Source organism: Azospirillum sp. A26 (genome assembly GCF_042604635.1).
GTDB classification, from domain to species: domain Bacteria; phylum Pseudomonadota; class Alphaproteobacteria; order Azospirillales; family Azospirillaceae; genus Azospirillum; species Azospirillum palustre.
The window spans coordinates 2,721,368-2,746,767 of sequence record NZ_CP170472.1 but is presented as its reverse complement, the minus strand read 5'-3'; the positions used below and the strand labels follow the sequence as shown (position 1 = coordinate 2,746,767).

General features: G+C 67.8%; 24 protein-coding genes and 1 tRNA gene. 13 read left to right on the top strand and 12 right to left on the bottom strand.

What is annotated here, in order from left to right:
- Nucleotides 1-4: 4 nt before the first annotated feature.
- Both leuS and ABNQ39_RS13760 read right to left on the bottom strand, forming a co-directional pair.
- Nucleotides 5-2,569: a leucine--tRNA ligase gene (gene leuS / locus ABNQ39_RS13765; RefSeq protein WP_376958101.1), complete on the bottom strand. Its 2,565-nt coding sequence runs from the start codon at nt 2,567-2,569 to the stop codon at nt 5-7.
- A 72-nt stretch (nt 2,570-2,641) separates the two neighbouring features.
- Nucleotides 2,642-3,181, bottom strand: coding sequence for a DUF3576 domain-containing protein (locus ABNQ39_RS13760; RefSeq protein WP_376958100.1), 540 nt, complete (start codon nt 3,179-3,181; stop codon nt 2,642-2,644).
- A gap of 335 nt (nt 3,182-3,516) precedes the next feature.
- Here ABNQ39_RS13760 and ABNQ39_RS13755 point away from each other — a divergent pair, with 335 nt between their 5' ends.
- From ABNQ39_RS13755 to ABNQ39_RS13745, 3 genes are all read left to right on the top strand, one after another.
- Nucleotides 3,517-4,680 (top strand): porin, encoded by a 1,164-nt coding sequence (locus ABNQ39_RS13755; protein WP_376958099.1) that lies wholly within the window; start codon nt 3,517-3,519, stop codon nt 4,678-4,680.
- Between the two features lie 328 nt (nt 4,681-5,008).
- Nucleotides 5,009-6,103 carry a porin gene (locus ABNQ39_RS13750; RefSeq protein ID WP_376958098.1) on the top strand — a complete coding sequence of 365 codons (1,095 nt, stop codon included), beginning with the start codon at nt 5,009-5,011 and terminating at the stop codon, nt 6,101-6,103.
- A gap of 362 nt (nt 6,104-6,465) precedes the next feature.
- Nucleotides 6,466-7,554 carry a porin gene (locus tag ABNQ39_RS13745; RefSeq protein ID WP_376958097.1) on the top strand — a complete coding sequence of 363 codons (1,089 nt, stop codon included), beginning with the start codon at nt 6,466-6,468 and terminating at the stop codon, nt 7,552-7,554.
- A 75-nt stretch (nt 7,555-7,629) separates the two neighbouring features.
- On the opposite strand, the gene ABNQ39_RS13740 is transcribed toward ABNQ39_RS13745, so the two are convergent.
- Nucleotides 7,630-8,214, bottom strand: a complete 585-nt coding sequence (locus ABNQ39_RS13740; RefSeq protein WP_376958096.1) for a hypothetical protein — start codon at nt 8,212-8,214, stop codon at nt 7,630-7,632.
- Nucleotides 8,215-8,382: 168 nt separating this feature from the next.
- On the opposite strand from ABNQ39_RS13740, the gene ABNQ39_RS13735 reads away from it, so the two are divergent.
- Nucleotides 8,383-9,126 carry a YggS family pyridoxal phosphate-dependent enzyme gene (locus ABNQ39_RS13735; RefSeq protein WP_376958095.1) on the top strand — a complete coding sequence of 248 codons (744 nt, stop codon included), beginning with the start codon at nt 8,383-8,385 and terminating at the stop codon, nt 9,124-9,126.
- A 27-nt stretch (nt 9,127-9,153) separates the two neighbouring features.
- Here ABNQ39_RS13735 and ABNQ39_RS13730 read toward each other — a convergent pair whose 3' ends face one another.
- The 3 genes from ABNQ39_RS13730 to ribA all read right to left on the bottom strand — a co-directional run bounded on the left by ABNQ39_RS13730 (nt 9,154) and on the right by ribA (nt 12,176).
- Nucleotides 9,154-9,717, bottom strand: a complete 564-nt coding sequence (locus ABNQ39_RS13730) for a L,D-transpeptidase family protein (RefSeq protein WP_376958094.1) — start codon at nt 9,715-9,717, stop codon at nt 9,154-9,156.
- Nucleotides 9,714-10,682 (bottom strand): hypothetical protein, encoded by a 969-nt coding sequence (locus ABNQ39_RS13725; RefSeq protein WP_376958093.1) that lies wholly within the window; start codon nt 10,680-10,682, stop codon nt 9,714-9,716. The genes ABNQ39_RS13730 and ABNQ39_RS13725 overlap by 4 nt, the downstream gene beginning before the upstream one ends.
- A 216-nt stretch (nt 10,683-10,898) precedes the next feature.
- Nucleotides 10,899-12,176: a GTP cyclohydrolase II gene (gene ribA, locus ABNQ39_RS13720; RefSeq protein ID WP_376959790.1), complete on the bottom strand. Its 1,278-nt coding sequence runs from the start codon at nt 12,174-12,176 to the stop codon at nt 10,899-10,901.
- A gap of 292 nt (nt 12,177-12,468) precedes the next feature.
- Between ribA and ABNQ39_RS13715 the strand changes: the two genes are divergently transcribed.
- Both ABNQ39_RS13715 and ABNQ39_RS13710 read left to right on the top strand, forming a co-directional pair.
- Nucleotides 12,469-12,987 carry a glycosyl transferase gene (locus ABNQ39_RS13715; protein WP_376958092.1) on the top strand — a complete coding sequence of 173 codons (519 nt, stop codon included), beginning with the start codon at nt 12,469-12,471 and terminating at the stop codon, nt 12,985-12,987.
- A 150-nt stretch (nt 12,988-13,137) separates the two neighbouring features.
- Nucleotides 13,138-13,842, top strand: a complete 705-nt coding sequence (locus ABNQ39_RS13710) for a response regulator transcription factor (RefSeq protein ID WP_376958091.1) — start codon at nt 13,138-13,140, stop codon at nt 13,840-13,842.
- A gap of 183 nt (nt 13,843-14,025) precedes the next feature.
- Here ABNQ39_RS13710 and ABNQ39_RS13705 read toward each other — a convergent pair whose 3' ends face one another.
- Entirely contained in the window at nt 14,026-14,823 is a 798-nt protein-coding gene (locus ABNQ39_RS13705; protein WP_376958090.1) for a hypothetical protein, read from the bottom strand.
- A gap of 251 nt (nt 14,824-15,074) precedes the next feature.
- Here ABNQ39_RS13705 and ABNQ39_RS13700 point away from each other — a divergent pair, with 251 nt between their 5' ends.
- The 3 genes from ABNQ39_RS13700 (at nt 15,075) to ABNQ39_RS13690 (ending at nt 17,606) form a co-directional block, all read left to right on the top strand.
- Entirely contained in the window at nt 15,075-15,962 is an 888-nt protein-coding gene (locus tag ABNQ39_RS13700; protein WP_376958089.1) for an MBL fold metallo-hydrolase, read from the top strand.
- A 203-nt stretch (nt 15,963-16,165) separates the two neighbouring features.
- Entirely contained in the window at nt 16,166-16,984 is an 819-nt protein-coding gene (locus ABNQ39_RS13695) for a YcbK family protein (protein ID WP_376958088.1), read from the top strand.
- A gap of 40 nt (nt 16,985-17,024) precedes the next feature.
- Entirely contained in the window at nt 17,025-17,606 is a 582-nt protein-coding gene (locus ABNQ39_RS13690) for a histidine phosphatase family protein (RefSeq protein WP_376958087.1), read from the top strand.
- Nucleotides 17,607-17,663: 57 nt separating this feature from the next.
- Here ABNQ39_RS13690 and xth read toward each other — a convergent pair whose 3' ends face one another.
- Both xth and ABNQ39_RS13680 read right to left on the bottom strand, forming a co-directional pair.
- A complete protein-coding gene (xth, locus tag ABNQ39_RS13685) occupies nt 17,664-18,458 on the bottom strand; it encodes an exodeoxyribonuclease III (RefSeq protein ID WP_376958086.1) in 795 nt (264 codons plus the stop codon).
- Nucleotides 18,459-18,468: 10 nt separating this feature from the next.
- Complete coding sequence (locus ABNQ39_RS13680) at nt 18,469-19,152, bottom strand: fumarylacetoacetate hydrolase family protein (RefSeq protein ID WP_376958085.1); 684 nt, start codon at nt 19,150-19,152, stop codon at nt 18,469-18,471.
- 412 nt (nt 19,153-19,564) lie between these two features.
- Between ABNQ39_RS13680 and ABNQ39_RS13675 the strand changes: the two genes are divergently transcribed.
- Complete coding sequence (locus ABNQ39_RS13675; RefSeq protein ID WP_244560711.1) at nt 19,565-20,059, top strand: MarR family winged helix-turn-helix transcriptional regulator; 495 nt, start codon at nt 19,565-19,567, stop codon at nt 20,057-20,059.
- A 201-nt stretch (nt 20,060-20,260) separates the two neighbouring features.
- Here the strand turns inward: ABNQ39_RS13675 and ABNQ39_RS13670 are convergent.
- Both ABNQ39_RS13670 and ABNQ39_RS13665 read right to left on the bottom strand, forming a co-directional pair.
- Nucleotides 20,261-20,351, bottom strand: a tRNA-Ser gene (locus ABNQ39_RS13670).
- A 96-nt stretch (nt 20,352-20,447) separates the two neighbouring features.
- Entirely contained in the window at nt 20,448-21,242 is a 795-nt protein-coding gene (locus tag ABNQ39_RS13665) for an alpha/beta fold hydrolase (protein WP_376958084.1), read from the bottom strand.
- 115 nt (nt 21,243-21,357) lie between these two features.
- Here ABNQ39_RS13665 and ABNQ39_RS13660 point away from each other — a divergent pair, with 115 nt between their 5' ends.
- Together ABNQ39_RS13660 and ABNQ39_RS13655 are read left to right on the top strand one after the other, a co-directional pair.
- Complete coding sequence (locus ABNQ39_RS13660; RefSeq protein WP_376958083.1) at nt 21,358-22,608, top strand: glycosyltransferase family 4 protein; 1,251 nt, start codon at nt 21,358-21,360, stop codon at nt 22,606-22,608.
- A 56-nt stretch (nt 22,609-22,664) separates the two neighbouring features.
- A complete protein-coding gene (locus tag ABNQ39_RS13655) occupies nt 22,665-23,543 on the top strand; it encodes a TIGR01459 family HAD-type hydrolase (RefSeq protein ID WP_376958082.1) in 879 nt (292 codons plus the stop codon).
- A gap of 62 nt (nt 23,544-23,605) precedes the next feature.
- Here the strand turns inward: ABNQ39_RS13655 and ABNQ39_RS13650 are convergent, their stop codons facing one another.
- Nucleotides 23,606-23,923 (bottom strand): ribbon-helix-helix domain-containing protein, encoded by a 318-nt coding sequence (locus ABNQ39_RS13650; RefSeq protein WP_376958081.1) that lies wholly within the window; start codon nt 23,921-23,923, stop codon nt 23,606-23,608.
- A 274-nt stretch (nt 23,924-24,197) separates the two neighbouring features.
- Between ABNQ39_RS13650 and ABNQ39_RS13645 the strand changes: the two genes are divergently transcribed.
- Nucleotides 24,198-25,394, top strand: coding sequence for a hypothetical protein (locus ABNQ39_RS13645; protein WP_376958080.1), 1,197 nt, complete (start codon nt 24,198-24,200; stop codon nt 25,392-25,394).
- Nucleotides 25,395-25,400: the final 6 nt, after the last annotated feature.

Here is a 25,400-nt window from a genome sequence, read left to right as displayed (position 1 = left end):
GGGATCAGACGACGACATTGATCACCCGGTTCGGGACGACGATGACCTTGCGCGCCGGCTTGCCGTCCATGGCGCGCTGGACGTTGACGTCGGCAAGCGCCGCCTGCTCCGCCGCATCCTTGTCCATGTCGCGCGGCAGCTCCAGCGTGGCGCGCAGCTTGCCGTTGACCTGGACCGCGACCTTGACGCTGTCCTCCACCACCAGGGCGGGATCGGCCTCCGGCCAGGGCTGGTCGGCCAACAGGCTGCCGTGGCCCAGCTGCGCCCAAAGCTCCTCGCCCAGATGCGGCATCATCGGACCGACGAGACGGACCAGCGACTCGAAGCCCTCGCGCAGGACCCAGCCCTCGCCTTCGCCCTTGCCGTCCAGCTCGCCGAGCGCGTTGGACAGCTCGCGAACGCGGGCGACCGCCTTGTTGAAGCGGAACTTGTCGAGATCCTCAGACACGCCGGCGATGGTCTTGTGGACAAGGCGGCGGGCGGCCTCGGCCTTCGGGCCGAGCGACTCGGGCTTCGGCGTGCCGGCGGCAGGCAGGTCCGCTTCGGTCATCATCCGCCACAGGCGGTTGATGTAGCGCCAGGCACCGTCGATACCGGCCTCGGTCCATTCCAGATCGCGTTCCGGCGGGCTGTCGGACAGCATGAACAGGCGGGCGGCGTCGGCACCGTAGGTGCCGATGATGTGCGCCGGATCCACCACGTTCTTCTTGGACTTCGACATCTTCTCGACGCGGCCGACATTGACCGGCGCGCCGGTATCGGCCCGGACCCAGTCGCCCTTGTCGTTCTTCGTCAGGTCGGTCGGAGCCAGCCAGGCGCCGGTGCCGGAGTCCTTGTAGGTCTCGTGGTTGACCATGCCCTGGGTGAACAGGCCGGTGAACGGCTCGTCCAGGTTCAGGTAGCCGCAGGTCTTCAGCGCGCGCGTCCAGAAGCGGCTGTAGAGCAGGTGCAGGACCGCATGCTCGATGCCGCCGATATACTGGTCGACGCCCAGCCAGTAATCGACCGCCTCGCGGGTGAAGGCCGCATCCTCGGTCTTCGGCGAGCAGAAGCGGGCGAAATACCAGGACGACTCGATGAAGGTGTCGAAGGTGTCCGTCTCGCGCAGCGCCGGCTTGCCGCACTGGGGGCAGCCGGTGTGCTTCCAGGTCGGATGATGGTCCAGCGGGTTGCCGGGCTTGTCGAAGGTCACATCCTCCGGCAGCACGACCGGCAGCTGGTCGTCGGGAACCGGAACGATGCCGCACGACTCGCAATGGATGACCGGGATCGGGCAGCCCCAATAGCGCTGGCGGGACACGCCCCAGTCGCGCAGGCGGTACTGGGTGGTCCGCTCGCCCTGCTCCGCCGCCTCCAGCCGCTTGCCGGCCTCCTCCTTCGCCGACTCGGTGTCGAGTCCGTCGAGGAAGGCGGAGTTCCGCAGCACGCCGGGACCGGTGTAGGCCTCGGTCCCGACCTCGAAGGCGGCCGGGTCGGCATCGGCCGGGATCACCACCGGGCGGACCGGCAGACCGTATTTGCGGGCGAAATCCAGGTCGCGCTGATCATGCGCCGGGCAGGCGAAGATGGCGCCCGTGCCGTATTCCATCAGCACGAAGTTGGCGACGTAGATCGGCAATTCCCAGGACGGATCGAAGGGATGCACGACCGTCAGCCCGGTGTCGAAGCCGCGCTTCTCCGCCGTCTCGATCACTTCCTCGCTGGTGCCCAGCCGGTTGCATTCGGCGATGAACTCGGCCAGTTCCGGGCTGGACGCGGCCAGTTCGGCCGCCAGCGGGTGATTCGGGGAGATCGCGGCAAAGGAGGCGCCGAACAGCGTGTCCGGACGGGTGGTGAAGACCTCCAGATCGTCCTCGCGCCCCTTGATCTTGAAGCGGAAGCGGACGCCGGTGGACTTGCCGATCCAGTTCTCCTGCATGATGCGGACACGCTCGGGCCAGCGGTCCAGCGTCTCCAGGCCCTTCAGCAGGTCTTCGGCATAGGCGGTGATCTTCAGGAACCACTGCGACAGCTTGCGCTTCTCGACCAGCGCGCCGGTGCGCCAGCCGCGGCCATCGATCACCTGCTCGTTGGCGAGAACGGTGTTGTCCACCGGGTCCCAGTTCACCCAGGATTCCTTGCGGTAGGCGAGGCCCGCCTTCAGGAAATCCAGGAACATCTTCTGCTCGTGGCGATAATACTCCACGTCGCAGGTGGCGATCTCTCGGTCCCAGTCGATGGACAGGCCCATCGTCTTCAGCTGCCCGCGCATGGTCGCGATGTTCTCGCGCGTCCAGGCGGCGGGATGGACCTTCTTCTCCAGCGCGGCGTTCTCGGCCGGCAGGCCGAAGGCGTCCCAGCCCATCGGGTGAAGGACGTTGAAGCCCTTGGCGCGCTTGAAGCGCGCGATCACGTCGCCGATGGTGTAGTTGCGGACGTGGCCCATGTGGATGCGCCCCGACGGATAGGGGAACATCTCCAGCACATAGTATTTGGGGCGGGAGGCGTCCTCGCGCGCGGTGAAACAGCCCTTGCTGTCCCACACGCCCTGCCACTTCGCCTCGGTTTCCTTGACATTGTAACGCGACATGAGCGCGACGCCGTTTTCCGTTGTACCAGATGCTCGAAAGGCCGGGATACCAGCCCGGACCGGCCGCCCGTGTCAGCGGGCGGCGGCGTTCTGCGCCACGCGAAGCTGGCGGGCGCGGGTCAGCACCGCGTCCTCCAGGGTGCCGGCGGTTTCCGGCCCGACAGCGATGTCGCGCCAGTCGTTGCCGGTCCGCTGCTGCTTGAACACCGACACCCGGACGCCGTCGGCGCGCAGTTGGCGGTCCATGATGTAGAGGTTGACCTTGAACCGTTCGTTCGGCGAGTCGGGCGGGGTGTACCAGTCGGTCAGGATCACGCCGCCGAACGGATCGGCCGAGGCGATCGGCATGAAGGACAGGGTGTCGAGCGAGGCGCGCCACAGGAAGCTGTTCACGCCGATGCCCCCGGCCGTGTCCTGGTCGCCACCACGCTTGTTCTTGCCGAACAGGTTCAGACCGCCGTCGGTGCCGAGCAGGCTGCCGAACTTGTAGTCCTTGTTCTTCATCTGCTCTTCGACGGTTTCGGTCTTGCCGCCCCAGCTTGCGCAGCCGGCGATCGAGACGGAAGCCGCGAGCAGTACAGGGACAAGGCGAAGGGCGGTCGAACGGCGCATGGTCGGGAACCCGGTTTAGAAAAGGGGTTGCCGCGCGCGAGTCACGCGCGGAATGCCGGTGAACAGACCATAAGTGGACGGCACCACGCAACAGCGGAAGCGTCTTTGCCCCACCCCGTCACAACAGGACGACAACAGGCGAAGCCTGCCGGGTTGCACTGTGACGGGCTCGCCAAGGGGGTCCTTCTTAGTGTGCTCCGTGCGACACACTGTCCCCCCAATGCAGCAATCCCGGAGATTTGCCGCTTGCTGGCGAGGGCGGGGGTGCGTACGAAAGTCTCAGCCAGGACGTCAACCAGGCTGAAACATCTGCTGCCAGGATGGAGGCAAAAATCATGACCCGTTATCTGCTGGCCGGCGCTGCCGCCGCCGCTCTCGCCCTCGGCGCTGGCGCCGCCAACGCCCAGGCTAAGTTCGAAGTCAAGGTCGGCGGCGACGCCTACTTCGAAGCCGGCTACGTCGATCAGGATCTGGACTCCGGCCTGCGTTCGACCGAATTCCGCAACCGCATGCGCATCAACATCATCCCGTCCGCCAAGGCCGACAACGGCCTGGAGTACGGTGCGCGTATGCGTCTGCGTGCCAACGCTGGCACCAACAACGCCCGCAACACCGACGCCGACCGCGCTTACATCTTCGCGCAGGGCTCCTTCGGTCAGGTCCGCCTCGGCGTGACCAACTCGTTCAACGACGAGACCTACACGACCGCCCCGCTCGACTACCTGCCGCTCGGCATCTACGACGCCCTGCCGGCCTGGATCGGCACCACGGCCAACGGCCTGAACAGCGGCGCCGCCCCGACCGTCACCAACGGCAACACGATCATCACCCAGTCGCTGGTGGCGGAAGCCAACTCGACCAAGATCGTGTACTTCTCGCCGCGCTTCGCCGGCCTGCAGATCGGCGCCAGCTACACCCCGCGTAACGACAGCTCGGCCACCGACGTCAACCGCGTCAAGCCGGTTGGCACGTTCGCCGCTGGCGGCGCTGGCACCTACACCGACATCGTCGAAGTCGGCGCCAACTACAACAACACCTTCGGTGGCGTGACCGTTAAGGCCAGCGCCGGCTACAACTGGGGCCGCGCCGTCGACGACGTCGTCGGTTCCAACTACAAGGATCTGAACGCCTGGCAGGCTGGCGCTCAGGTCGGCTACGCCGGCTTCGCCATCGGCGGCGGCTACATCGACTACGGCAAGTCGGGCCAGAACAAGCGTCCGGGCGTTGCCACCGAGAACACCCGCAACTGGGTTGTCGGCGCTCAGTACACCGCCGGCCCGATCGTTGTCGGTGCCAACTACAAGAACGGCAAGGACGCCGGTTCGTTCTTCACCGCCGGCGACCGCGAGCTGCAGGTCTACGAAATCGGTGTCGGCTACACCGTCGCTCCGGGCCTGACCGTCCAGGCTCAGTACGACCACTTCAAGCTGGACAACGACGCCTCGCTCCGCGACGACAAGGGCGACGTCGTCCTGGTCCGCTCGATCCTGGCGTTCTAATCGATCTTTCGATCGAACGTCCGGCAACGGATGGAAAGGGCGGTGGCTTCGGCCACCGCCTTTTTTCTTGCCCAGCCTTCCCCTTGCCAACTTTGTAGGCAAGCCGCCTGATTTTCAGTCCAACCAAAGAGCAAAATTCAGCCACTCTTGGATTTTTTAATCATTCCAACCAGTTATGGGTGTGTTTTTGTTGCAACTGTGTTGCGAATGCGAAGGCGCACCGCAGTTTGCCTCTTGCCGGAGTAATTGGAGAGCGGTTAAGTCTTGCTTACAAAGACAACCGACCGCTCCCGGCCAAACGGGGCGTACGCATAAGGATGGATAATCCATGAAGCGCTCTCTCGTCATCGGCTGCGCCGCCGTTGCCCTCGCCGCCGGCTGCGGCACCGCCTCGGCCCAGTCCAAGTTTGACGTCATCCTGGGTGGCGACGCCTTCTTCCAGGGCGCCTATGTCGACCAGGACAACGACAACGGCCTGCGCAAGACCGAATTCGCCAACCGCTTCCGCCTGACCGTCACCCCGACGGCCAAGGCCGACAACGGCCTGGAATACGGCGCTCGCCTGCGCCTGCGCGCCTCGGGCGGCACCAACAACAACCGCCAGACCGACGCCGACCGCGCCTATATGTTCGTGAACGGCTCGTTCGGTTCGATCCAGGCCGGTGTCGTCAACGGCCCGTCGGACGACTCGGGCGTCATCGGCCCGAACGTCGACGGCATCTCGGGCAGCCCGGACGGCTGGGTGTTCAACTACTACGGCGTGACCTCGCTGCCGTACGTTGTCGGTTCGCTGCGCACGCTCGAGTCGGGCGACGCCAGCACGAAGATCGTCTACTCGACCCCGAGCTTCGCCGGCTTCAAGCTGACCGCCGCCTACACCCCGACCTACGGCAGCAGCAACACCAACATCGAGCGCCGCAAGAACGTCACCTACAACGACATGGGTGAAGTCCAGGCCTACTATAAGGGCGCCTTCAGCGGCGTCGGCATCGAAGCCAGCGTTGCCTACCAGTTCGCCCAGGCCCCGACCGGCTTCGAAGACCTGTCGTCGATCCACAGCGGCGCCACCGTCACCTTCGGTCCGTTCGCCATCGGCGGCAGCTATGCCTTCAGCGGCGACAGCGGCTACCGCAAGGGCCACGCTGGCGTTGACGACAACCAGGTCTGGCTGGTCGGTGCCCAGTACACCATCGGCCCGGTCATCCTGGCCGCCACCTACACCGATGCCAAGGGCGCCAACGTCGGCACCGGTGCCTTCTCCGCGGCTGACTATGCCCGCGCCCACGTCTACCAGGGCGGCGTGACCTACGCCGTGGCCCCGGGCCTGACCACGGGTCTGGAATACAGCTACGTCGACAACAAGTCCGGCGGTCGCAACAACGATGCCAACATCGTTCTGTGGGACACCCGCTTCTCCTTCTAAGGGACGGGTTCCTGGCAGCAAACGTGAAGGCGGCGGAGAAATCCGCCGCCTCTTTTTTTGTCCATTTTCCAGACGACAGACAGGCCGGAGCGTGCCGAACAGGCCCACACCAGACCCCATCCGAAATAGGTAACCCCTTGGCACAGGACCACTGACCGCGACACCCATTAAGTCGGCAAGTATTTGATATATACATTTACATGATCCGGAGTTCCGTGCTTTCCACGCCACTGTTCTCGGAGTGAGGTGACTTCCACCCTTGCCGCCACTTGTCGGAGTGCCGGTTGCGGGACTAAGTCTGGAGTCACAAGATACCGCTCGCGCCCCAACCTGACGGGACGCATGCACCGAGGATGACATCCATGAAGCGTTCTCTCGTCATTGGCTGCGCCGCCGTTGCTCTCGCCGCCGGCTGCGGCACCGCTTCTGCACAGTCCAAGTTCGACATCCTGCTGGGCGGCGACGCCTATTTCCAGGGCGCCTATGTCGACCAGGACGACAACACCGGCCTGCGCAAGACCGAGTTCGCCAACCGCTTCCGCCTGACCGTCACCCCGACGGCCAAGGCCGACAACGGTCTGGAATACGGCGCCCGCCTGCGCCTGCGCGCCGCCGGCGGCACCAACAACAACCGCAGCACCGACAGCGACCGCGCGTTCATGTTCGTCAACGGCGGCTTCGGCACCGTCCAGGCCGGCGTGATCAATGGCCTGTCGGACGAATACGGCATCATCGGCCCGAACATCGAAGGCATCGAAGGTTCGCCGGACGCGCAGTTCCTGAACTACTACGCGAACGCCAACGGCGCGCCCTATGCGCTGGGCAGCCTGCGCACGCTGGAGTCGGGCGACGCCAGCAGCAAGATCATCTACCTGACGCCGAGCTTCGCCGGCTTCCAGGTCGGCGCCGCCTACACGCCGGTCTATGGCAGCAGCAACACCGACATCAACCGCCGCAAGAACAGCACCGCCTATCGCGACATGGGCGAGGTCCAGGCCACCTATAAGGGCGAGTTCGGCGGTTTCGGCCTGGAGGCGAGCGCCGCCTATCAGTTCGCCAAGGCGGCCAGCCAGCTTGAGGATCTGTCCTCGGTCCATGTCGGCGCCAACATATCCTACGCCGGCTTCAAGGTCGGCGGCAGCTACGCCTTCAGCGGCGACAGCGGCTATGCCAAGGGCACCCGCGGCGTGGACGACCAGCAGGTCTGGATCGTCGGCGCCAACTACGATTTCGGTTCGGTGATCCTGGCCGCCACCTACACCGACGCGAAGGGCATCGACAGCAACTTCGCCGGCCTGAACTCCCGCGCCCATGTCTGGCAGGCCGGCGTGACCTACACCGTTGCACCAGGCCTGACCACGGGTCTGGAATACAGCTATCTCGACAACAAGGTCGGTGGCGTGAACAACGACGCCAACATCGTCCTGTGGGATACCCGCTTCGCCTTCTGAGCGGCAGGCTCCAGCGGCGGATACGAAAAGGGCGACGGAGCGATCCGTCGCCCTTCGTCGTTTTCCGCGACCCGCTTATTTCTTGGGAGCCGTTTTGGCATCCTTGTCGGTCGTGTCGCACAGCATGAACAGCACCGACGACTCCAGCGGCGTCCAGACCAGCAGGTAGCGCTCCTTGTCGCGGTCGCCGAGGAAGACGATCGTCTCCGAATCGCTGACGGACTTGGGATGGATCTCGCCCAGCAGGTAGCCCATGCGGCCGTAATTCGCCATGGTCCCCTGGAAGATGTAGTCCAGCCGCTCCTGATCGTCCTTCGCGACCTCCCAGCCGAACTGTTCCTGCCGCACGCAGCGGCGGCCATATTCGTCCAGGACCTTGTCCATGAAGCTGCGATAGGTGCCGTCGTCGGTCAGCGGGTAGGCCGGCTCGCTGAAGCGGACCTTGGTCATCGGCGACCCCAGCATGACCTTGGCCTTGCTTTGCTTGGCACCGGGCTTCGCCGGGGCGGCGGCCTTTGGGGCCTGCTTCGGATGCTCTTCGGCATGGGCGGGGCTGGCGGCGGGAACGGCGACGCACCAGACGGCCACTGCGGCGGCGAGCAGGCCGGCAGGAACGGCCGGCGTCAGGGCGGAGAGCAGGGAACGAAACGGACTCCGCATGCGGAGGTCTCCTCGATATGCAAAACGATGACGATACCCGCGCCGGCGATCCGCCGGCGATGTGGATGCGTCGGGCATGGTCGCTTGGGGCGCTTGCGTTTCCGCGGACCGTCCGCTAACACGCCGCGGAAGCGCTGTACACCCGCAGCGACCGGATTGGGGGCGGCCATGACGACGACGCAGGGCACTGGCAAAGATACGCAAACCGGCGCCGAAGCAGGCGGTTCCACGGTTGCGGACAGCGTGACGGCACGGCTCGACTCGGTGCGTCGTGCCATTGCGGAGACGGCGTCCGCCTGCGGGCGCGACAAGAAGGCCGTGACTCTGGTCGCGGTGTCGAAGACCCATCCGGCCGAAGCGGTGGAGGAGGCGCTTGCCGCCGGCCAGCGCGTGTTCGGCGAGAACCGCGTGCAGGAGGCCAAGGGCAAGTTCCCGGCGCTGAAGGAGCGCTTCCCCGACCTGGAACTGCATCTGATCGGGCCGCTCCAGACCAACAAGGTCAAGGACGCCGTCGCCCTGTTCGACGTGATCCAGACCCTGGACCGTCCGAAGCTGGCCGAGGCGCTGGCGGAGGAAATGGCGAAGTCCGGCCGCCGGCCACGCTGCCTGATCGAGGTGAACACCGGCGAGGAGCCGCAGAAAGCGGGAATCGCTCCGGCAGAGGTCGAGGCTTTCCTGGCCGACTGCCGCGACCGGCTGGGGCTGCCGGTCACCGGGCTGATGTGCATCCCGCCGGTGGACGAGGAACCGGCCATGCATTTCGCCCTGCTGGCCGAGATGGCGCGCCGGCTGGGTCTGCCGGAGATCAGCATGGGCATGAGCGGGGATTACGAAACCGCCGTCCGCTTCGGCGCCACCCATGTGCGTGTCGGCACGGCGATCTTCGGTGCGCGTCCCTACCCGGCCCAATGAGGTCCGGACCGGGGTTCGACAGCAGCATCAGGCACCCGGGTCGGCAACGCTGAGCGCGCTGCCCGGCCCGCAGTCCTTCAGCAGCCGGAGCATGTCCTCGGGCGCCAGCGCGACGCAGCCGGCGGTCGGCGTCCGGTCGGGACGGACAAGGTGCAGGAACACGGCACTGCCCATTCCCGGCACCACCGGGTCGTCATTGTGCCCCATCACCACCACGATGTCGTAGACGTGGTCGTCCCGCCACATCTCCTCATGGCTGGCCGGATAGGGGCGGATGATGGGCCGGTTGTAGGCGGGATCCTCCGGCGCGTCGCACCAGCCATCCTGCTCGGCAATGGGATGGAGCGGCAGCCCGGTCTCCGGCGGCGGCAGCCTGTCGGCACGCCACAGCACACGGCGCAGTGGGAACCGGCCGATGGGAGTGGCGCCGTCGCCCTCCCGCTTGTCGCCTCGCACACCACCGCGCCCCAGCACGCAGGGCGCCTCCCCGCCCGGCCAGCGCAGGCGGCCGGTGGTGACCGGACCGACGCCGTCGGGTCCGACCTTGTCGGTGCCGGGGCGATCCGGCGTCACACCGATCTCGATGCTCATCCCGAAACCCGCGTGGTGCTGGTGGCCGCCTGCGCCGCTTTGCGCGACTGCTCATACTTGGCCAGATTGCGCATCATCGTCTCCGACAGCATGTCCGGCGTGACTGGAGCCGATCCGACGGCCGATGAAGCGGCCGGCGTGGCGTCGCCCGGCTGGGCGGAGGGCGGCTGCCCGGTGCCGGCCTGCGGCTGGCCGCCATTGGCCGCCGTGGCGCCGATGGCGCGGGCGGAGGCGGTCACCGCTCCCGGAACCGGCGCCGCATAGCGGGGGGCGCTGTGCTTCGCCAGAGCCGAACTGGCCAGCGGGGTGTCGCGCGCCGGCATCTTGCTGGGGTGCAGGGCGGTGCCGGCGGCAAGCTGCGCGGTGAGGGCCGGCGAGGCGTCTGCGGATGCGGCTTTGGCAGCGGCCGGCGACGCGGCGGCAAGCCGGATCGGCTGTCCGGTGGCGGCGGGAGCCGGCGACGGTGCGGAGGCGAGGTCGGCCGGCTTGGCGGCGGCCAGCGACGCGGCAAGCCCGGCGGCAGGCGCCTGCTGCGGCTCCACGGGGGAGCCGGACGCTGCCGGCCCCCCCGAGGCGTCCGCGACGGCAGTGGAGGCGGCGGGATGGTCACCTCCCCCAAAGCCGAGCGAGGCCATGACCGTTTCACCCACATCCTGACCCGTCGCCTGTTCGATCACCGCGTTGGCGATGGAGGCCATGCCGCCGATCACGCCGCCATACAGCATGTCGCCCATGATCCGCATGGAGGGCTGGATGGTGTCGCCGGTGATCTCGCGATAGACGGTGCTGACGATCGGGATGTGCTGCAGCGGGTTGATGATGTCCAGGAAGTCCCAGAAGGACATGTCGCCCTGGATTTCCACCGGGCCGCCATTGTGGCCGTCGTTGATGACCGGCGACGCCTTCTCGCGCGGCACCGCACGCTGAACGGCGCTGCTGTCGATGGTGGTGGCGTCGATGGCCATGGGCGGTCTCCCGGCTCGGTGGTCACGACAGATACAGCAAGCGCCGTGCCAAGTACCCATGCCCGAACCGGGGCGGAATCACCCGCTTCGGGAGGATCCGGACGGTCAGCACCCGGAATCCGATTCCCAGCACCGCATGAACAATAGGAGGGGCGGCAAGAACTGCCGGGCCGGCATGGCGATTCCTGCCCTGCCGGCTCAAGCCGGGCTGAAGCCTCAGAACATGTGGCCGCTGCGTTCCGCCTTGGTGCGGAGATAGGCCTCGTTGTGGCCGTTGGCGGGGAAGATGTGGGCCACGCGTTCCACCACGGCGATGCCGCAGCGGGCGAGCTGGCGCAGCTTTTCCGGGTTGTTGGTCATCAGCCGGACGGAGTCGAAGCCAAGCTGCCGCAGCATCTCCGCCGCCGGCAGATAGACGCGCTCGTCGGCCTCGAAGCCGAGGATTTCGTTGGCGTCCACCGTGTCGAAGCCACGGTCCTGGATGCGGTAGGCGCGCAGCTTGTTGACCAGCCCGATGCCGCGCCCCTCCTGTGCCAGATACAGCAGCACGCCGCTGCCCTGCCGGGCGATCTCGGCGATGGCGCCGCGCAGCTGGTCGCCGCAGTCGCAGCGCAGCGACCCCAGCAGATCCCCGGTGAAGCATTCCGAATGCAGGCGGGCCAGCACCGGCTGCGCCGGATCCGGCTCGCCGATGACGATGGCCAGATGCTCCGGCCCGCCATCGGCCGGGCGGAAGGCGTAGATGCGCGTGTTCTCCGACCCGACCAGCGGCACCCGCGCATCGGCGACGCGGCGCAGGGTCCGCACCACATGCACGCGGTAATCGGCGACGTCCGACGCCCGCACCAGCAGCAGATCATGCTCCGCCGCCCACTCCGCGGCGCTGACCGCTGCCTCACCCGGAACCGCCCCACCCGGAATCGACAACGGCAGGTCGGCGGTGATGGCGGCGGGCAGCAGGCGGGCCAGCCGGGCGAGGTCCACCGCGGCGGCCTCGCGGCTGCCGGGGCAGGCCTCGGTGGCGGTCAAGCCGGCCGGCAGCGCATCCTGGGCCTGCGGATATTGTTCGGGATCGGCCAGCGCATGGGCCTGGTCGGCCGTCAACCCGCCGGGCCGGTCGAGCGTCATGGCGCCGAATGCTTCCGCCGCCGCACCGGGCGCCTGATCGTCGGCGATGTCGCTCGCCGGCTGCACCGCACCAGCGGCGGCCAGCCCCAGAACGACGGCGCGGCGGCGGGTGACCGCCAGCCGGGGAGTGCCGCCGGTCAACGCCTTCAGCCGGTCCACCGTGTCGAGCGCCACCGACTCCACCGAGACCGCAGCGCCGACGGTGCCGTCGGCCGTCTCGATCGCCACCACCTCGCCCCGGCGCAGGGCGGCCAGAGCCCGGTCGACGGCGCGCACGGCGGCCTCGTCGATCGGAGCCGCTTTGGGAGCTGCCGCGGACGCGGACAGGGTGACCGTTGTGGTGGCGGAGGAGTGTTCGGCTTGCATCGTCAGCGGCTTTGCGTAGCGGGTGCGCCGGCTCCGGCGCGAAAAACGGGACATGGTGCGTTCGGCGGGCGAAGCAAAGCGCAGGTGGCGCGCCCCTGTCCAGCGATTCCCGCGCGCCACACCGTTGCCGAAGGCGCAACGATCCTGCCAGCCTGCCCGGCCCAGGAGCCCTTCGAGGCTGGATCGGGATGGAATGCCGAACGGAGTCGGCACCTCCAACGGGCTGCTCCGCCGCCGGAACCCTGGGCGTTAGGATGACAGCCACAGCCCTTCAACCGGGAGACCTTCCCCCGTGACCACCCGTCCGATGCCCCCTGACCAGCCCGCTTCCGTGCATCTGGTGATGCCGGCCGATCTTCCGGCCGACGCCTATGGCCGCCGCATGGTCGAAGCGCTGCGCGCCGCCGGGGCCGGCATCACCATCCATGCCCTGCCCGGCCCGCACCCGCAGGTCGATCCGTCGGCGATCCTGGCGGCCGACGTCGCGCTGGCACGGCTGCCCGACGGCGCTCCGGTCCTGCTGGACGGTAACGCCCTGGCGAATCTCGCTGCCAGCCTGACGGCCGACAGCCGACGCCTGCGCTTCACCGCTCTGGTCGAACGCCTGCACTGGGCGGACCCCGCGCTGCCCGCCGACGAGGCCGCGGCCCGCCGCAATCTGGAGCAGGGGGCGCTGGCGCTGATGCGCCGCATCGCAGTGCCGGACGACACGGTCGCCGCCACCGTGCGGGATCTGGGCGTTCAGCCTGACCGGATCGTCCGTGCCGAGCCGGATGCGGAGGGGGCGGCGGCATTGCTGGCGGTCCTCTGAGGGCCTCGGCAAGGGCCGCTACCCCTCTCGCCACAAGCCATCACGACAATCCACCGGCGCCATGCTACTAAGGCGCGGCCCCGGCACTGTCGCCGACGGCATCCGTCTCCCGATCCCGTGCCGCAGCCCCGTGCAGCCCCCATACAGCCCATGACCATCGCAAAACGCATCCTCCTGGTCGATGACGACACCGCCCTGCGCCAGTCGCTGGCGGAGCAGCTTCGGCTGCTGGAGGAGGTCGAGACAGAGGAGGCGGGCGACGGCGCGGGTGCACTGAAGGCGGTCCGCGCGGCGGCCGAGGCGGGAACCGGCTTTTCCGCCATCCTGCTCGATGTCGGGCTGCCGGACATGGACGGGCGCGACGTGTGCAAGCTGCTACGGCGCGAGGGTGTGCGCTGCCCGGTCATCATGCTGACCGCATCGGCCAGCGATGCCGATACCATCCTGGGTCTGGAGTCCGGCGCCAGCGACTATGTGACCAAGCCCTTCCGCCTGGGGGTGCTGATCGCCCGCCTGCGCGCCCAACTGCGCCAGTTCGAGCAGACGGAGGATGCGGTCTTCGCCATCGGCCCCTACAGCTTCCGCCCCGGCGCCAAGCTGCTGCTGGACGAGGCCGCCAACCGCAAGATCCGCCTGACCGAGAAGGAAACGGCGATCCTGAAATACCTGTACCGTGCCGGCGATCTGGTGGTCGGGCGCGAAACCCTGCTGGGGGAGGTCTGGGGCTACAACGCCGCGGTCACCACCCACACGCTGGAGACCCACGTCTACCGCCTGCGCCAGAAGATCGAGGCCGATCCGTCGAATGCCCGCATCCTGGTGACGGAGCCCGGCGGCTATCGTCTGGTGCCCTAACCGCCGAGCGACTGATACCGCCGAACATAAGTCCTGACTTATGTTCGGCGGTAAGGGCCGCGACGGCGGCCCCGCAGGCCTGTGCCTGCGCAGGCAAGCGGCCGGATGGCCGCGCCCGCCGATTGAGGGCGAGCGTAAAGCCTGATGTGTCAGGCTTTACGCTCGATAGTATGAGGCCGCAGGTCACCGTCCGACGGGGGCCAGCCCCCGCCGGCTTCCCCGTTCGGCGATGGTGACTTCGCCGGAGAAACCCAGCCAGCGGTGACGCTCGCCCGCCTGAGGCTTGGCATTGGGTTTGGCATAAGACTTCGTTTGTTGGTTGCCCAGCCGGGCGGCACCCAGGCCGCAGGCGGACGGACCGACCCACAGCCCGCGGCCGCGCGGCACCACCGGCAGCAGCCGCAGCTTGCGCCCGACGATCGCCATCCGGCGGCGCCAATGGGCGACGTCATGCGGCGAAACGCCGACCCGGCGCGCGATCTCGCGATCCGACAGCAGCGCGCTGCCGGGATCCTGCAGCAGTTCCAGAACGGCGCGCCGCTTGTCGGTGTCGGCATGGCGGGAGTGCTTGCGCTCCAGCGCCTTGCCCATGTCCCACAGCTTCTCCGCGGTTTCGCGCGCCAGGGTGCGCCAGCGGTCGGCCTCCTCGCGCTGGCGGTCGGCATCGCCCGCCGCCTTGTCGAGCTGCCGGCGCAAGGTGGCGAGTTCCAGTTCCAGATCCTTCACCTGTCGGCGCAGACCACGGACCAACTCGTCCGGCGGCGGCGGCGGAGCCGGCGCGGGGGCGGATTCGGATGGATGGACGGTCGGCGGCGGTTCGGGAGCGGGCGGCACCGGCGTGCGTGCGCGCTCCGCCAGATCGCGGAAGGACAGCCCGGCACGGGACAGCATGATGCGGGCGGCGCGCAGTGCGGACAGCGCCTCGCCCTGATGCTCCGACTCGGCCATGGCGAGGACTTTGGCGAGCTTGTCAGGATCCATCCGCGTCGGGTTCCGCCGGAGCCGGTCCCCACCCGCGCGGGGACCTGGGAGAAGTCATGCCGCGCACCACGCGACGAGGCCCCAACCTACCACATCTTATGGGTTTGGACAGATGCCCTTCGTAGGGTGGCGACTCGCGACACGCCGCGTTCGAAAGCCTTGGCCGCCATCCGTGGGAGTCGCCCGGAAGAGAAACGGGCGGGAGAGATTTACTAGACTTGGACAAGCTTGGCAGCCACGATGGCGCCGTCATGACCGTTCGTTCCACCATCAATCCCGCGCAACCGCCAGCCCAGGACGGGGCCGGCGACGCCTCCCCCTTTGTCATGCGCTTCTGGGGGGTGCGCGGCAGCATCGCATCGCCCGGCCCGACGACCGTGCGCTATGGCGGCAACACCGCCTGCATCGAGGTTCGGTGCGGCAGCAGCCACATCGTCTTCGATTGCGGCACCGGTATCCGGCCGCTGGGCGAGTCGCTGTCCCGCGAAAGCGTTCCGGTGAACATCGACCTGCTGCTGACCCACAGCCATCTCGACCACATCAGCGGCCTGCCCTTCTTCGCCCCGGCCTTCGATCCGGCCAGCCGGATTCGGCTGTGGGCCGGCCATCTGCCGCCGGAGCGGCCCTTCCGCACCGTGCTGGCCGACATGATGACGGCACCGCTGTTCCCGGTGCCGGTCGAGATCTTCCGCGCCGACTGCCAGTTCCGCGATTTCCAGGCCGGTCAGACGCTGGAGCTGGCACCGGATGTCGTGGTGCGCACCTGCCGCCTCAACCATCCCGACGGTGCCACCGGTTACCGGGTGGAGCATGGCGGCCGCAGCCTGTGCATCCTGACCGACACCGAGCATCCGGCCGAGGGCCGCGATCCGGTGATCCTGGACCTGCTGCGCGGTGCTGACGTGATGGTGTATGACAGCACCTACACCGACGCCGAATACCCGTCGCGCGTCGGTTGGGGCCATTCGACTTGGCAGGAATGCCTGCGGCTGGCCGAGGCCGCCGGAGTCGGCCGCGCGGTGATCTTCCACCACGACCCCGGCCGCAGCGACGACGCGCTGGACGTCATCGCGGCGGAGGCTGAGGCGATGCGACCCGGTTCGCTGGTCGCCCGCGAAGGGATGGAGTTGTCCCTCTAACAAACGGCACTGTTCTTACCGGTTGAATCACCAACAATCAGATCTAATGAACAAAAGCGCTTGTGCGTGTTCAATACGCCACAGGTTGCTTTGTCACACTGGCCTCCTGTGACAATCTTGGTATTAGATCGGTGTGCAACCCCGCCTGGATTGGGGCGGGCGGGGTCGTTGAAGCGTGCAAAGCTCGGGGGAAAGCGATGCGCATGACCGGTCGTGCCTTGGGGATGCTTGCCGTGCTGACCGTCGCGACGCAGCTTGGCGGCTGCGCCACCACACCGCCGCTGGAAAGCGCGAAGCTGAACAGCGACCCACGCAGCGTGGTGCTGCACCACCCCGCCAGCGGCGAGACGACGTCCGTCACCTACTGGCGTCCCGGCGACGGATACGATCCGGCCGCAATGCGCGAGATCGCCGTCCTGTTCCGCGACCGCCGCAGCGACGAGGTGATCCCGGTCGATCCGGGCTTGGTCGACATGCTGGTGGAACTGCGCCAGCGCGTCGGCGCTCCGCCTGAGTCGCCGATCCGCATCACATCGGGCTACCGGTCGAGCGCCAGCAACGCCAGCCTCGCCCGCACCAACCCGAACGTCGCCGAGAACTCCTACCACATGCGCGGACAGGCGGCCGACTTCTCCATCGCCGGCATCCCGCCGTCGCGTCTGGCGGAGGAGGCGGCGGCAATGCAGCGCGGCGGCTACGCGATGTACGCCCACACCGGCCATGTCCATGTCGACACCGGCCCCTTCCGCACCTGGACGCCGAAGACCGGCGAACCGCGCGCACCGCAGATCCTGGAGGCGCAGGCCCGTGCCCGCGCCAGGGCCCAGGCGCTGGCCCAGAAGAGCAGCGGCAAGGGCCACGTCCAGCTGGCCGACGCGGGGGCCAAAGCGGGCAAGCCTCCGGCCAAGCCGGCCAAGGCTCCGGGGAAAGCGGCAGCCCTCGCGCGGCCCGATCTGTCGCGCGTCCGCGTGGCCCTGGCCCAGGTGAAGGAAATGCCGGTGCAGAAGACGGCGAAGCGCTAAACTGCCGGCGCATCCCCGTCATCCGCGTCCTGGTACCGTCATGACCACTCTGTTGATCCTCCGCCACGGCCCGACCGCCTGGAACGCCGAAGGGCGCATCCAGGGCAGCATCGACGAGCCGCTGTCCGACGCCGGCCGCGCACGGGTCGCCCGCTACCGCCTGCCGCCCGAGTCGGGCGGACTGCGCTGGGTCGCCAGCCCGAAGCGCCGGGCCTGGGAAACCGCCCTGCTGCTCGGCCTCGATCCCAAACCGGAACCGCGGCTCGTCGAGATGGATTGGGGCGAGTGGGAAGGCCAGCGCACCGAGGAGTTGCGCGCCGACGGCCGCATGCCGGCCCGCCACGACCGGCTGGGGCTGGACTTCAAGGCCCCCGGCGGTGAAAGCCCGCGCGAGGTGCAGGCCCGCCTGCGCTCTTGGCTCACCGATCTGGCGGCGGAGGGGCATCCGACCGGCGCCGTCGCCCACAACGGCATCCTGCGCGCGCTCTATTCGCTCGCCACCGGCTGGGACATGCGCGACGACCCGGCGGAGGAGCTGCGCAACGGCTGCGCCCACCTGTTCCGGCTGACCAGGGACGGCACGCCGGAACTGCTGCGGTTGAACATCGGCCTGCTCGAGTAAGGCTTTACCGGAGCTAGGGGGCGTAACCGCCCCCTCCCCCCGTCAGGCAGTCAACCATCAGACATCCAGATCGACGATCACCGGCACATGGTCCGACGGCTTGGGTTCCCAGCCGCGGGCATCGCGCAGCACCTTGATGCCTTTCAGCGCGCCTTCGAGCGGCGGCGTCACCCAGATATGGTCCAGGCGCCGGCCGCGGTTGGAAGCCGCCCAGTCCTTTGCCCGATAGCTCCACCAAGTGTAGAGCTTCTCCTCCGGCGGAACGAATCGGCGCAGGGCGTCGACCCAACCGGCCGAAGCCTGCATCGCCGCCAGCTTCTCGACCTCGATGGGCGTGTGGGAGACCACGGACAGGAGTTCCCTGTGGCTCCACACATCCTGCTCCAGGGGCGCGATGTTCAGGTCGCCGACCAGCACCATCGGACGGTCGGGCGTCCGTTCCGTGCTGAGCCAGTGGGTCATCTCGTCCAGGAACTGGAGCTTGTGGGCGAACTTGTCGTTCACCGCCGGGTCGGGGATATCGCCGCCCGCCGGGATGTAGACGCTGTGCAGTTCGATCCCGCCCGGCAGATGGGCCAGCGCGTGGCGACAGTCCTGCTTGCCGCACCAGTGCTGGACGTCGTGCGAAGAGAAGGGCAGGCGCGACAGAATGGCGACGCCGTTGTAGCTCTTCATCCCGTGGATGTGGGCGTGGACATAGCCGCGCTCCGCCAACGGGCCGAGCGGGAAGTCGGCGTCCACCACCTTGGTTTCCTGCAGGCAGATCACGTCCGGCTGCTCCTCCTCCATCAGGCGGAGGAGGAGGTCCAGACGCATGCGGACCGAATTGATGTTCCAGGTCGCGATGCGCATCGGCGGCGGCTCAGGCGATGGTCAGCGTCAGGGTGCCGACGCCCTCGACCGCACCGGTCAGCACGTCGCCGGCCACCACCGCGCCGACGCCCTCCGGCGTGCCGGTGTAGATCAGATCGCCTGGTTGCAGTTCGACCAGCCCGGACAGGTAGGAGATCGTCTCCGCCACCGACCAGATGAGATCGGACAGGTCGCCCTTCTGCCGCGGCTCGCCATTCACCTCCAGCGTGACGGCACCCTTGGCCGGGTGGCCGATGTCGGCGACGGTGCGGATTGCGGAGCAGGGAGCCGACTGGTCGAAGCCCTTGCCCATGTCCCAAGGCTTGCCTTCCTTCTTGGCGGCGTTCTGCAGGTCGCGCCGGGTCATATCGAGCCCGACGGCATAGCCGAACACATGCTCCAGCGCCCGGTCGACCGGGATGTCGCGGCCGCCGGTCCCAATCGCCACCACCAGCTCGATCTCGTGATGCAGGTTGGCGGTCTTCGGCGGATAGGGGATGGTGGCGCCGTCGGCGACGATGGCATCGGCCGGCTTCATGAAGAAGAAGGGCGGCTCACGGTCGGGATCGGCGCCCATCTCGCGCGCATGGGCGGCATAGTTGCGGCCGACGCAGTAGATACGCCGCACCGGGAACGGATCGCCGCCCGTGACGGGGACGGCCGGCTGGGACCACAGGGGAATGGCGAAGGCCATGGCATCGGCTCTCTGGTTGGGACACTGTCGAACAGCTAACCCGAAAGCCGGCAACGGACCAAGCGCCCAACCATCCGCCCTGCCCTGCAAAGCGCTCCAGCTTACCGGGGCAGGTTCGGGGCGGGTCCGTCTGGAAACGAAGACGCCCGGTCTGGGGGGGACCGGGCGTCGGAAGCTCCGATTCGGGAACCCGCGCGCGGCAGGGGAAACCGCAGGGCGGGCGATCGGCGTCGAATCGGCGTCGATCACTTCTTGACTCTTCAAGATGGAATTTGTCCGCGCTCCCACCAATACGCCAGACGCATATCTGGCATGCATAGCCTATCGCCTGTGCAGTTCTTGCTGACAAACGAAAGCCATACCCGCATTTTATCCGTTCATCCGATAATTCATCCAAAATATGGCATCCACGGTGACTGACAACGAGCGTTCCACCCCCGCCGACCGGCGGTCGCGTCTGCGGCCCGGAAAGAACGGCAAGCTTGCCCTCGGCCCCCTTCCCGAGCTCGTGGGGTACAACCTGCGCAAGGCTCAGGTCGCGGTGTTCCAGAGCTTCCAGAACGCGGTCGCTCCGCATGACATCACGCCCGGCCAGTTCGGCGTGCTGATCATGATCCGGGAGAATGAAGGCCTGTCGCAGTCCGATCTGGGCACGGCGGTCGGCATCGACCGGTCGACCATGGTCGCGGTGATCGACCGGCTCGAGTCGCGCGGCCTCGTCGTCCGCGCCCCGTCGCCCAACGATCGCCGCTCCTACGCGCTGCGCCTGTCGCCGGAAGGCCAGACGCTGATGGACGACCTGATCCCGCGCGTCCAGGCTCATGACCAGGGCATGGTCAAGGACCTGTCTCCGGAAGAGCAGGCGCAGTTCATCGACTTCCTGCGCCGCGTATCGCGGTCGAAGTAAGGGGCGAGTCCCCTTCCGTTCCAGGCACCGGAAACGACTGACAGCCCGCCCCGCACCGGCAATCGCCAGGTGCGGGGCGGGCTTTTCTATTTGGGGTGCGTGGGAGCATGGCTGCGGATGATCCGCCGAAGAACAGCGCAAAACAAAAAAGGCTCAGCTTGTCAGCTGAGCCTTTTTTACGGGTCTAACCCGGAAACTTAGTGGCGGAGGGAGAGGGATTCGAACCCTCGATACGCTTTTGACGTATACACACTTTCCAGGCGTGCGCCTTCAACCGCTCGGCCACCCCTCCGTAGAGGCCCGCGTTATAGCCAGAGGTTCGCGGCGATGCAAGCCTCCGTTTCACGCAAACGACGTTTTTTTGGCAGCATACCGAACCGCACCACTCTCATCCGCCCAATCCATCCACCAGGGCGCCGACGGTGCGGCACAGCAGATCCAGATCCTGGGGACGAGACAGGCGGTGGTCACCGTCCTTCACCAGCGTCACGCGGACATCGTCGGCGGTCAGCGCCTCGGCAATGCGCAGGCTGAGCTGCCAGGGGACATCGGGGTCGCGCTGGCCATGCAACAGGCGGACGGGGCCGTCGAAGGCGATGGGACCGCGCAGCAGCAGATGGGTGCGGCCGTCCTCGATCAGGGCGCGGGTGATCGGCTGCGGCTCGGGACCGTAGTCCGAGGGGCGGTTCCAGACACCCGCCTCCATGATCTGGCGGCGGATGTCGGCTTCGAAGATATCCCACATCAGGTCTTCGGTGAAGTCGGGGGCCGGCGCGATGCCGACCAGCCCGGCTACCCGCTCCGGCCGGCGAAGCGCAGTCAACAGCATCATCCAGCCGCCCATGGAGGAGCCGACCAAGATCTGCGGCCCGGTCGTCACCTCGTCCAGCACCGCCAGCGCGTCGTCGGCCCACAGGCCGATGGTGCCGTCGGCGAACCGCCCGCTGGAAGCGCCATGGCCTTGGTAGTCGAAGCGGGTGAAGGAGAGGCCGCGCGCCACCGCCCAGGCTTCCAGCGCCGTCGCCTTGCCGCCGGTCATGTCGGACATGAAGCCGCCAAGGAACATCACGCCCGGCTTGCCCCGCCCGGACGGGCCGGCAGGGATGTGGTGATATGCTATGGTCGCGGCACCGCGCGTTAGGCTATGGTGCGCGCCGCCCGGTTGGGCTGCGGTTTCGGTCATACGGTCACCTTCGACAACGGACACCGGCACGCGGTCGGGCACCGGGCTCGATGGGGCACCGGCTTGCCGGGCTCCGCGGCCGGTCCCGGGCCGCCCCTTGCGAGCAGCCGGCATCATGGATTTCGACCCCCACCTTACCACCGACCATTCCCCGCGCAACGCGGACGCCCATCAGGACACCCCTGTTCCCGGCTGGCCCGAGCATTGGCCGGGAGGGAGGGCGCCGACGGTGCTGCAGGTGGTGCCGACGCTGGTCACCGGCGGGGCGGAGCGCGGCTGCATCGACATGGCGCTCGCCCTGCAGGCGGCCGGCGGTACGCCGCTGGTGGCGTCGCAGGGCGGGCCGATGATGCGGGAACTGGACCGCGCCCGCATCGCCCATCTGACGCTGCCGCTGGCCTCCAAGAACCCGCTGACAATCCGCCGCAATGCCCGCCGGCTGGCCGCCATCATCCGCGAGCACAAGGTGGACATCGTCCATGCCCGCTCCCGCGCGCCGGCCTGGAGCGCGTGGCTGGCCTGCCGCGAGACGGGTGCACGCTACATGACCACCTTCCACGCGCCCTATAATTTCGGCTCGGGGCCGGTCGGCGGGCGGCTGAAGCGCTGGTACAATTCGGTGATGGCGCGCGGTGAGCGGGTGATCGCCATCTCCGGCTTCATCCGCGACCATGTGCTGGGCAACTACCCGGTCGATCCGCAACGGGTGCGCGTCATCCACCGCGGCATCGACCGTGGCGTCTTCGCCCCCGACCGGGTCAGCCCGGCGCGGCTTGTGACGCTCGCCAAGCAATGGAACCTGCCGGACGACCGGCCGGTGATCCTGCTGCCCGGCAGGCTGACCCGCTGGAAAGGCCAGATCGTGCTGATCGACGCGCTGGCCAAGCTGGGACGCAAGGATGTGCTGGCCCTGCTGGTCGGCTCCGACCAGGGTCGCACCGGCTACCGGGAAGAGTTGGAGAACCGCATCGCCAATGCCGGCCTGCGCGGCGTGGTGAGGATGACCGACCATTGCAGCGACATGGCCGCGGCCTACCTGTTGTCGACGGTGGTCGTCTCCGCCTCGCGCGAACCGGAAGCCTTTGGGCGAGTGATCGTCGAGGCGCAGGCGATGGGCAAGCCGGTGGTCGTCTCCGCCATCGGCGCCTATCAGGAAACCGTCGTCGCCGGCGAAACCGCCTGGGTGGTGCCGCCGGACGATCCCGACGCGCTGGCCCGGGCACTGGACGAGGCGCTGTCCCTGACGCCGGAGCAACGGGACGCCATCGGCGCCCGCGCCATGGCGTTCGTCGCAGACCGCTACACCAAGGACCGCATGTGCGCCGACACGCTGGCGGTTTATGCGGAGTTGCTGCAACCACGCTGAGATCGGCCTGTCGATGCAATCCGATCTTTGTCCTTCCACCGAACCGACCGGACACCATGGCCGACATCCGACAGATTTCCGGCATCGCCGAGGTCATCGACCGCTATGACGGGTTCATCTTGGACCTGTGGGGCGTGCTGCATGACGGCGAACAGCCTTATCCCGGCGTGCCCGACTGCCTGGACCGCATGCGCGCAGCCGGCAAGACGATTTGCCTGCTGTCCAACGCGCCGCGCCGCACCCCCGGCGTCATCGAGAAGCTGGACGGCATGGGGCTGGGGCGCGAGCGCTACCACCATGTCATGACTTCGGGCGAGGCGACCTACGAGGCGCTGCGCAACCGCGACGATCCCTGGCACGCCGCCCTCGGCCGGCGGCTCTACCACATCGGGCCGGAGCGCGACATCGACGTCTTCTCCGGGCTCGGCTATCAGGTTGCCGCCACGCCGGAGGACGCGGATTTCGTCGTCAACACCGGCATCGTCACCTTCGGCGAGACGGTAGCGGACTATCAGCCGCAACTGGACGCCTGTCTGGCCGCCGGTCTGCCGATGATCTGCGCCAACCCCGATCTGGTGGTGATGGTCGGGCCGATGCTGGTGATCTGCGCCGGCACGCTGGCCGCCCGCTACGAGGAGATGGGCGGCGACGTGCGCCAGCACGGCAAGCCCCATGCCCCCGTCTATGAACGCTGCTTCAAGCTGCTGGGAATTGCCGACAAGAGCCGCATCCTGGCGGTGGGCGACAGCCTGCGCACCGATGTCGCCGGTGCAAATGCCGCCGGAATCGACGTTGCGCTGGTCACCGCAGGCATCCATCAGGAGGAACTGGGCGGTGCGGCCTGGGGGGCTGCGGTCGATCCGGTCAATCTGCGCGCCCTGGCCGATGCGTCGGGTCACATGCCGACCTACGCGGTTCCCAGCCTGCGCTGGTGAAACCGGTGGACGGGAGCGCATAGACCGCTCCCGTCACACCTGCCCCGCCATACCCGGTTCCGTCAATCCAGTGGAACGGCGTCGTCCATCGCCCTGCCCAGAAGAGGCGACTGGCCATCTTCCGAAAAACCGCGCTGGCCGATGGCGGTGCGGTAATAGCTGACGATGAAGACGCGGATTGAGGCTGTCAGGTTCGCCTCCCCACGTCGTTCGTCGATCTGGGTACAGATTTCGTTGAGGGTCATCTGCTCCCGCTCACAGATTTCCTTCAGCGAGTCCCAAATGTACGGCTCCATTCTTAAACTGGTTCGGCGGCCGCTCACCTTGACATTGCGGCAGAGCAGCCCCGGTCCGTCTTTACCTCCGCCCGTGCCCTCCATCGGAAACCCCGTTCCCCATCCGTTGCGTGTCCCGATCTCTCGATACGGGGCCAATACATCCATTTGTGTGACCATATTGCAAGTGGCGTGTGGCGTCCAAGTCCAATTCGACCCATGGCTGCGGATTGACGCGACAATCCGGCGCAGGCGGGTATTCCATCCAACCACAGATCGGCAGGTTGCCGGGAAAAGCCGCTTCCCTTGGCTGGAACCTTCGCTATACCAGTGCCGGACGGCGGACATTGGACGGCGGACACGGGGGAAAGGATCGGCGATGAGGCGACCGGGAAACGGACGATTCGCGGCCAGCATCATAGCCGGTGCCGGGCCAGGCTTCGGCGCACCCCTCCTCGCCGCTTGGATCGCAATCGGCATACCGGTCGAAAGTGTCTGGGCTGCGGAGACCACTGCCCCCGCCAAGCTTCCCACGGTCGAGACGATCCCGGACTCCCTCCTGCGTGCGCGGATCGAGGCGCTGCTGCCCGCTCCCTGGCGCCTCGAGTCGCTGAGCGTCGAACCGCTGCCGGAACCGCAATCTTCGGAACCGCAGGTGGCGGCACGGGTCAGCGCCAAGCTGGTTCTGGGCGGACCGACCTATCTGGTGGACAGCCGTGAAGGGCCGGTGACCTTCCTGCGCCCGGCGGCGGAGGCCGGACTGAGCAAGAGCTGGGTGGCGACGGCGCTCGCCACCCGCGGTGCCGGCGGCTGGACGGTGGCGCTGACGCCACAGTCCCCCGGCCTGCTCGACGGCATCGGCAAGCCGGTCGCCGAATTGCCCGGCCGCACGGTCGTGCTGGGCACGCCGGAAGCCAAAAGCCTGCGCGAGCAACTGGACCGCGACGCCGCCCAGCGGCTGGCCGAGGACAGCGAACGCCGGCGGCGCGAGGAGGAAAGGCTGGCCCAGCAGACCGCCGCCGCCAAGGCCGAAGCCGCCCGCGCCGAAACGGAGCGCCGGGCGGTCGAGGCGCGCATCGCCCAGGTCGCCGATCTGCGCGGCAAACTGACCGGCACGGACCGCGCGGCGCGGCTGGCCGCTTTCGAAGCGGCGCTGGGCGGCAACGACCCGGCGCTGCGCCAGACGGCGATGGAGGCGGCGCTGCAAAGCCGCGACCCGGTGGTCGCCAACCTCGCGCTGAAGGACTGGATCGCCCGCCACCGCGCCGTCCCGGTCCAGCTCTACGCCACCAAGGAGGATCCGAGTTCCGAGGTGGTGGTGCAGAATCTGGGGCCGATGACGCTGGAGATCGACGGGTTCAGCCCGGTCAACGGCGCGCTGGCCGGCAAGCTGGGGGCGCCCGGCTACAGCATCGCACGCCCGTCCAGCATCGTCGGCACGCTGGCGCAGACCGAACTGGCGGTGAATTCCTTCGGTTGCGCGTTGACCCTGCGGCTGGCCGAACACCGGACGCTCGACGGGCTTCTGCGCTGCCAGACGCTGCCGACGCTGATCGCCCGCATCACACTCGACTGAGGAGGG

Excerpts from the sequence above, each read along its gene's own strand:
- ABNQ39_RS13710 (WP_376958091.1), top strand. The coding sequence starts at position 13,138 with ATGACCATCGCAAAACGCATCCTCCTGGTCGATGACGACACCGCCCTG.
- ABNQ39_RS13665 (WP_376958084.1), bottom strand. The coding sequence starts at position 21,242 with ATGACCGAAACCGCAGCCCAACCGGGCGGCGCGCACCATAGCCTAACG.
- ABNQ39_RS13755 (WP_376958099.1), top strand. The coding sequence starts at position 3,517 with ATGACCCGTTATCTGCTGGCCGGCGCTGCCGCCGCCGCTCTCGCCCTC.
- ABNQ39_RS13695 (WP_376958088.1), top strand. The coding sequence starts at position 16,166 with ATGACCGGTCGTGCCTTGGGGATGCTTGCCGTGCTGACCGTCGCGACG.
- ABNQ39_RS13730 (WP_376958094.1), bottom strand. The coding sequence starts at position 9,717 with ATGAGCATCGAGATCGGTGTGACGCCGGATCGCCCCGGCACCGACAAG.
- ABNQ39_RS13760 (WP_376958100.1), bottom strand. The coding sequence starts at position 3,181 with ATGCGCCGTTCGACCGCCCTTCGCCTTGTCCCTGTACTGCTCGCGGCT.
- ribA (WP_376959790.1), bottom strand. The coding sequence starts at position 12,176 with ATGCAAGCCGAACACTCCTCCGCCACCACAACGGTCACCCTGTCCGCG.
- ABNQ39_RS13700 (WP_376958089.1), top strand. The coding sequence starts at position 15,075 with ATGACCGTTCGTTCCACCATCAATCCCGCGCAACCGCCAGCCCAGGAC.
- ABNQ39_RS13660 (WP_376958083.1), top strand. The coding sequence starts at position 21,358 with ATGGATTTCGACCCCCACCTTACCACCGACCATTCCCCGCGCAACGCG.
- ABNQ39_RS13705 (WP_376958090.1), bottom strand. The coding sequence starts at position 14,823 with ATGGATCCTGACAAGCTCGCCAAAGTCCTCGCCATGGCCGAGTCGGAG.
- ABNQ39_RS13745 (WP_376958097.1), top strand. The coding sequence starts at position 6,466 with ATGAAGCGTTCTCTCGTCATTGGCTGCGCCGCCGTTGCTCTCGCCGCC.
- ABNQ39_RS13650 (WP_376958081.1), bottom strand. The coding sequence starts at position 23,923 with ATGGAGGGCACGGGCGGAGGTAAAGACGGACCGGGGCTGCTCTGCCGC.
- ABNQ39_RS13750 (WP_376958098.1), top strand. The coding sequence starts at position 5,009 with ATGAAGCGCTCTCTCGTCATCGGCTGCGCCGCCGTTGCCCTCGCCGCC.
- ABNQ39_RS13645 (WP_376958080.1), top strand. The coding sequence starts at position 24,198 with ATGAGGCGACCGGGAAACGGACGATTCGCGGCCAGCATCATAGCCGGT.
- leuS (WP_376958101.1), bottom strand. The coding sequence starts at position 2,569 with ATGTCGCGTTACAATGTCAAGGAAACCGAGGCGAAGTGGCAGGGCGTG.
- ABNQ39_RS13740 (WP_376958096.1), bottom strand. The coding sequence starts at position 8,214 with ATGCGGAGTCCGTTTCGTTCCCTGCTCTCCGCCCTGACGCCGGCCGTT.
- ABNQ39_RS13725 (WP_376958093.1), bottom strand. The coding sequence starts at position 10,682 with ATGGCCATCGACGCCACCACCATCGACAGCAGCGCCGTTCAGCGTGCG.
- xth (WP_376958086.1), bottom strand. The coding sequence starts at position 18,458 with ATGCGCATCGCGACCTGGAACATCAATTCGGTCCGCATGCGTCTGGAC.
- ABNQ39_RS13655 (WP_376958082.1), top strand. The coding sequence starts at position 22,665 with ATGGCCGACATCCGACAGATTTCCGGCATCGCCGAGGTCATCGACCGC.
- ABNQ39_RS13690 (WP_376958087.1), top strand. The coding sequence starts at position 17,025 with ATGACCACTCTGTTGATCCTCCGCCACGGCCCGACCGCCTGGAACGCC.
- ABNQ39_RS13735 (WP_376958095.1), top strand. The coding sequence starts at position 8,383 with ATGACGACGACGCAGGGCACTGGCAAAGATACGCAAACCGGCGCCGAA.
- ABNQ39_RS13680 (WP_376958085.1), bottom strand. The coding sequence starts at position 19,152 with ATGGCCTTCGCCATTCCCCTGTGGTCCCAGCCGGCCGTCCCCGTCACG.